The organism is Edaphobacter sp. (genome assembly GCF_035532915.1).
Lineage (GTDB): Bacteria > Acidobacteriota > Terriglobia > Terriglobales > Acidobacteriaceae > Edaphobacter.
In genome coordinates this window covers 1-3827 of record NZ_DATKQC010000466.1, presented here as the reverse complement: position 1 = coordinate 3827, position 3827 = coordinate 1, and the positions used below count along the sequence as shown (strand labels likewise).

General features: G+C 54.8%; 2 protein-coding genes. Both read right to left on the bottom strand.

The window, feature by feature from the left end:
- Positions 1-495: 495 nt before the first annotated feature.
- Positions 496-2526: a DEAD/DEAH box helicase family protein gene (locus VMU57_RS21810; RefSeq protein WP_325387295.1), complete on the bottom strand. Its 2031-nt coding sequence runs from the start codon at positions 2524-2526 to the stop codon at positions 496-498.
- Between the two features lie 203 nt (positions 2527-2729).
- Positions 2730-3827, bottom strand: a 1098-nt coding sequence (tcmP, locus tag VMU57_RS21805; RefSeq protein ID WP_325387293.1) for a three-Cys-motif partner protein TcmP, incomplete at its 5' end; no start/stop codon positions are given.

The window sequence follows — 3827 nt, the reverse complement described above, 5'->3', positions numbered from 1 at the left end:
TCTTGGCCAAGCTGCCCGCCGCCCTTCGTCACACGTTGCGACGAACAGTAGGCTACCAAATGCACGCCGCTGTGTCCAGCGCTCCCTATGCGGCGCTCAATACGACCGCGGAACGCTCAAGACTTGTGTGGAATAGACAGAGGTCGGACGTCTAGCATCGTAAATCGGCGTGGTCGTTTTTTGCTTACCCATCGCTACTATCTCAACAACCAACGCTAGTAAGCCGGCCTGCCAGGCGGCGGTTAGGAGATCGGGTTTGGTTTGGACGCGAGGAAAAGAGCTTCGAGATCAGATTTAGTCTTTTCGAGAATTGAATGGAAGCAGCCGTCACAATAGCGCTTGGGGTTGCGAAAGCTGCCCCCGAGTTGCGGAATTTCGAAGCACTCCGTGCCCTTACTGATGGCACCGTCGCAACGCTTGCAGGAGCTTTTCCCCTTCACGTGCGTTTTCCTCGGAGCACCGAGCGTGCTGCCGATAAGGGACGGCGTTTTTCCTTTAGGTTTCCCGCTTTTCATGTTCGATTTTCGCCTTTCTGACGCGCCGCACGAGGACTTGCAATATATCGTCCAGTCCGTCGAGGATTACCTGGAAGTCTTCCACAGAACATTGATCGCGGTCTTTCCCAAGCCGCTTATTTATCTCGTGGTTTAGCATCATCACAGCAGCAACGAAGTTGCTCCGCCCGGTTATCCCTAGCGACGTGTATTTGTAAGGTATTTCCCGCCCTTCCATTTGAAGCTGAACGTGATTGAGAAGCACCTTTGCCAGCCGGTGACTTTGCTCGCCCACTCGCTTACGGGCCTCTTCAAGGGCGCGCTGCGGCTGGATCGGGAAGCTCTCGGCGGCAGATCGCTTCACCATTCCGCCGGGCTTCGACTTCTTGACGATTTCCTCGGCCTGATTCGGATCTAGCCCTAACAACTTCAATCGCTCGCGCAGGTCCGCGACTATCTGCTGATCTTCAATGGTCGCAAAGTCTTCTTCCCAGAGACTATCCACGATCTCGCCTCTCACCACGACGGCAGTTTCGCTGGCGGATAGCCGAGTATCACCGGCGCGTACGCCCGCGGGCAGTTCCGGTTCTTCCCCGCCTATAACCTTGTCCCAGAACGCCTCATCATCCCGCTCAAATTGTTTGAACTCTTTCAGGCGCTGATCAATATTCATGCCCAGATGGGTCACGATATGACCGAGATTGTCGGGATGCGTGGGATCGTTCTGGACGACGACCCGCATAATGCGGCCGACAAATTGTATATATGGCGCCAGCGACCTGAAGGGGCGGAAGATCGCGGCAACGCTCAGGTGCGGATGGTCGAATCCTTCGCCAAGCATCCAAACCTGGATGATGCAATCAAGAGTACCATTGCGCAGCGCCGCTAGGACTTTCTTCTGCTCCTCAGGCTCCTGCTTGCTATGGACTATATCGGCGGAATATCCCCGCTCGGCATACATAGAACGAATGTCTCGCGCGTGATTGATCGAGCAGGCCGCGGCAATCAATTGATGCCGCGTCCCGGTCTGCCGCAGTTCCTCCAGCTTCTCAAGACTTGCGTTTACGATGTTCTTGTTGCAAAGAGGCGCAAGCGCCACGCCCCTACTAAACCAGTCCTCCTCCTTGAGTTTCACCACTTCATCGAGTGAATAGGTTCGGCCGCGTTCGTCGGAAAAGCTCAGCTCGATCTCCGACGGCGCAACGTAACTGGCCTTCAGCCGCTTGATGTAGCCTTTCAGTGTCGCGCTTCGAAACGAGTACCGGTAGACAAGCTCGCCGTCGATTTCCTGCCGGTCGCTGCGAAAGGGCGTTGCGGTGAGGTAAACGACCTTTGCTTTCGGGAACCGCTCAAGCACTCGCTTCCAGCTGTCCGCGGCGCTGTGATGCGCTTCGTCGATGATTACCATGTCAAAAAAATCATCTGGAAACTGCAGCAGCCACTTCTCCAGTGTCGTCGCGAGTTGGTGAATATTTGTGATGACGATGTGGCATTTGCTTGCCACTGTGATGTTGCCGGTATCCAGCGTGCAGGCCAACGGGCCTGAAATCATCTGCGCATCGCTGACTACGCCCGCCTTGCGCCAGAAGCACTTGGGGCGATTGGTGATGTCCATCGCCTCATACAGGCCATCCTTGATGGTGATATTCGGGGCGATGACCAGAGCGCGGCCTTTGGCGATACCAAGGGGAAGGAGCGCAGCGAGGCCCGTTTTCCCGCAACCGACAGGCACCTGGAGAATTGCTTTGTTTTTCCCGGCCTTAAAGAAGTCGAAAGTTAGAGCGTAGCCGTCGCGCTGCGGTTCGCGCAGGGAGGGATTCGATTCGATGCTGAATTCAAGACCGGTGAAGAACGCCTCAATCGGCTTACTGCTTCGCATCCACAGATCGAGCTGCTCACGCTCAAACGTCCACTTCTTGCCGACTTTATTGGCGGGAATGCGCCCCTCCCGCGCCAAGGTGTAAAGAACGGTCTTACCGGCACCGATGTACGTTGCCGCCTCTTCGAGCGAAAGCCAGTTTGCGTCTGTCATGGTGCCATTGACACTGCCTATTGGCAGCATTTGATATCAACTGACAGATGAAATCAAGAGATGATTTCCTAGATGCCGTTCAGTCTCAGGGTTGGCTCTTAGGAAGATTCGTGCAAAGAGTGCTCATAGCGGCTTTCGGCCCGGCAAATGATGGCCACGGTGGCGGCTTCTTCGCGCCTAAAGCTTGCCCAACAATTAGTGGCCTAGCGGGGCAGGAATAGGTTGCGCTGATCAGAGATCACAATTCGATCCCCATCCTGAATCCTCGCCTGAGTTGCCTTGGACGTGCTTGAGCTGATGACTTCGATCTCTCGATGTCCTCGCAGAATGTCGATGGCGTCTCTGTAGATATCGGCCGATGCCGGCGACAGATTACAGGTGGTCGCGAAAAGCTCGCCAAACGTCATCCCGTCTGAGTCGGCGTAGATCATGGGTCCGATCTGGGCGACGAGTCCGTCCGTACTGGCTTGCTTGGCGTCTTCATCAAACTCAAACAGCGAGTGTTGATAGCCGATTACCTGATCGTCGTTCTTCGACACGTATCCCAAGGCACGAAACATGTCGAGGCCTGGGCCACCGTAGTGAATGAAGTGATTGTTATTTTGCCAGTGTATTCGCGTCATTACGTCGCGAGCGCGCGGATTCTGTGAGAAGTGGATCAGCCAATAGTCGCCGTGCCCTCTATCGGATCGGATAAAGAAGAGCGTGTAATATTTCGCCTGGCAGCGCTCGACAAGCTCCTGATAAAGACAGGATTGGACCATTAATCTCCAATCAGTTTCGGATCGCTTTATGTCCTCGAACGAGCGGCCACGCAGCACCTCTGGAATTCCCATTTTTTGCAGGAGGCCCCTGGTGATCTCTGAGCGTTCCGAAAAATAGGTCAAAAGTGCATCTATGGCGAATGTCAGAATGACTTCACTTCCGGGTAACGACTGGATGATCCTTGCGATCCGCTCGGTCGGTACCTCGGAATAGCCATATTGATCTAGCAGGAAGATGGCGCGCTGCGACCTTGGCATCTTTCGACGCACATGTTCGATAAGTTGATCCGCGTTGCTCTCGAACTCAGAGTTGAGCAAGAAGAGGTCTTTATCAATGCGATCGCTATAGCCGCGTTGTGTCAACGCCAGCCGCAGGCAGGCGGCAGCAGTTCGATCTGCCTGAGTCACGACTATTTCTTGGTCCGGTGGGACGGCTATCGCGAGCCGAGCGCACATCACCGCTTCAGCCTGAGGAGAGCCGTTGATGCGGTAACCTCGTCGATAAAGATGGAGAAGCCAAAGCATACCCGCCCATAA

Excerpts from the sequence above, each read along its gene's own strand:
- VMU57_RS21810 (WP_325387295.1), bottom strand. The coding sequence starts at position 2,526 with ATGACAGACGCAAACTGGCTTTCGCTCGAAGAGGCGGCAACGTACATC.